This is a genomic window from Priestia sp. P1_B12_1 (assembly GCF_056406695.1).
Genome location: NZ_JBFTZR010000050.1, coordinates 1 through 2,369, shown reverse-complemented (window position 1 = coordinate 2,369; position 2,369 = coordinate 1). Strand labels below are relative to the sequence as shown.

The following is a 2,369-nucleotide window of genomic DNA, read 5'->3' as shown; positions in this document are numbered from 1 at the left end:
TCCAAGAGGCCGGTGCATTTTTGACGCTTTGGTAGGCTTGCTTTGTGACGTTGGCAACGGCGCTTGTGCGAAGCGTGTTGCGCATGTTGTTGAGCTTTTCGGTTCCTTTGGTCGCAAGGCTTTGTCCCATTTTCCCCGCTACCTTCGTAGAAAGCGCTCCAGCTCCAGCAATTCCTAATGCTTGCAGAAGACTTGCTTTACGCTGCTCTTCACTGATTTTATTCCCGAACATGTCGCGTCCGGTCATGTATTCTCCTAAGCCGTTTGCAGCCACAAGACCGTAGAGGCCTTTTTCGGTTTGCTCCAGGACTTTGAAGGATTTGGCRGATTTGTAGGCGTCTAAGGCGTGATCCGCTGCGCTTAGGCCTTTAGCCGTTTTGYAGATGGCTTTTCCGCCTTTTGCGGCTCTTCCTACCCAGCCGACAACCGGAATGAAGCCGGCTGCTGCCATGGCTCCYGCTGCGACGMGCTGTGAGGTTGAAAGTTTTTTATCAACAGTAACTATTTAAAACAAAAACTTTACCCATTGACAATTTTGAAATACATGTTACAGACAAATGCTTAGATTTATTCTATATCAAAATTAATTAGATAAAAAAAGATGCTCAACTAATACGCTAAGCATCTTTTTTATTTATTCACTCATTCTACAACATTATAATTCTGTTTGATTTTGTTTAAAAGAGCCATTATCTTTTCTCTGTCATTATAATCTTACTAATTACTCTTCAAACCCAATGACTAACCACTCATCTGTAACATCCCAAAAGTTAACACCGTAGTCCGGCTGATCATTTGTAAACCAAATCGTAGCATTATCATTACTGCAATTTTCTAAATCGACGGCTACATAACCTCCCATTCCACTTTCAAAGAAGCTAAATGTTGTAGTCAAATTAATCTCTAATGGTTGTTCTAGATCATCAATAATTCCCCATTCATCGTCATCAAAGAATGTAACATGATTTAATGATACTAATCCCATTGCCCTGCTTGAAAAATAATAAAAGCCGTCATGTATATTTTCATAGAAACTCCTCAATTTTTCAGGTACATCTTGCCAAACATTTTTTAAAGTAGGATTCTCTATATTACTAGTGGGTAAACCACCTTCATAATACATACAACCACTTTGAGAATCCTTTATACTATATAAAATCGCATATTTACCATTATCTAAGATTAATTCAACATCCAACAAATTTTCTGACAGGTATAATATTGTGTTGCTCAACTCTTTATTGAATAAACTTTTCCATATAGCTAAAGTTTTTCTTACTCTAATATCCTTATCTTCTTCCCTAACAATCTCTAACCATTGACTTGGTATTTCGTCCTCTCTAATGCTCTTTATTTTATCAAAGTGTACTAGTTCCACTTCTTTTCTATATTGTCTTAAAAAAGATATTTTATCCATTAGTTGTCACTCCTTATTGAATTTATTAAATTCATCTATTATATCTTGAATCTCACTCTCTAATTTTCTCTCTTTTAATATCATTTCTTCTCTAAATTTCGGATTAACCAGGATCCCTTCTTTTTTATATATTGTCCATTCCTGGTATGATTTGGATCCTTTTGATTTGTTTGCTGTCTCAGTCAATCCAATAAAATTTTCTCTGTAATTGGCGATTGCTTTTTGTTGTTCATAAGTGAGGATTTCAAAACCCTCCATTCTACTTATCTTAGCTAACGGAACAATGTGATCTGCATGTAATTTTCCATTTATTGTTTTGCCAGGGAGAGCTGGATCAGGAGTACCTATTAAATCATCAATATTCTTATTTACATCATCTTGTATTTTTTTAGTAGGTGAGGAAGCCCTTAACTTCTTACTAACTTCAGCAGATATCTTTCTTTCTCCATATCTCACACCACTAACTTCATCCGTACCCTTAGTATTCTTTTGAATCGGACGTTCACTCACACGTTCTACTTTTACAGGCTCGTCAACCTTCCAAACCGTCTCAACCTCAACCTCATCACCCAGCTTGTTAACATCACTCTCTGACATAAACCTGCCGCCAGGTCCACGGTAGCTGTTGCGATTCGGATAATATTTCACCTTCGTTACCATCTGCATCGTCTGCTGCTTCACATTCTGCAAGGTCTCTCTCACCGTCTGCTGGGCAAGCGCTGGACCTGCCGGCACAAGATCTGGCATGAGTCTTGGCATACTGCTGTCTAGGATGTTGTTATACGTTTTATGTAGCGACTGAGTCCAAGAGGCCGGTGCATTTTTGACGCTTTGGTAGGCTTGCTTTGTGACGTTGGCAACGGCGCTTGTGCGAAGCGTGTTGCGCATGTTGTTGAGCTTTTCGGTTCCTTTGGTCGCAAGGCTTTGTCCCATTTTCCCCGCTACCTTCGTA

The 2,369-nt window shown here is 39.2% G+C and carries 2 protein-coding genes and 1 pseudogene; all 3 read right to left on the bottom strand.

Annotated elements, in window-relative coordinates; all coding sequences use genetic code 11:
- Positions 1 to 490, bottom strand: a pseudogene (locus AC1D0Y_RS29385) (T7SS effector LXG polymorphic toxin); the annotation flags it as partial.
- 231 nt (positions 491 to 721) lie between these two features.
- Positions 722 to 1,417, bottom strand: a complete 696-nt coding sequence (locus AC1D0Y_RS29380) for an SMI1/KNR4 family protein (RefSeq protein WP_168760878.1) — start codon at positions 1,415 to 1,417, stop codon at positions 722 to 724.
- Between the two features lie 6 nt (positions 1,418 to 1,423).
- Positions 1,424 to 2,369, bottom strand: a 946-nt coding sequence (locus AC1D0Y_RS29375) for a hypothetical protein (RefSeq protein ID WP_477708440.1), incomplete at its 5' end; no start/stop codon positions are given.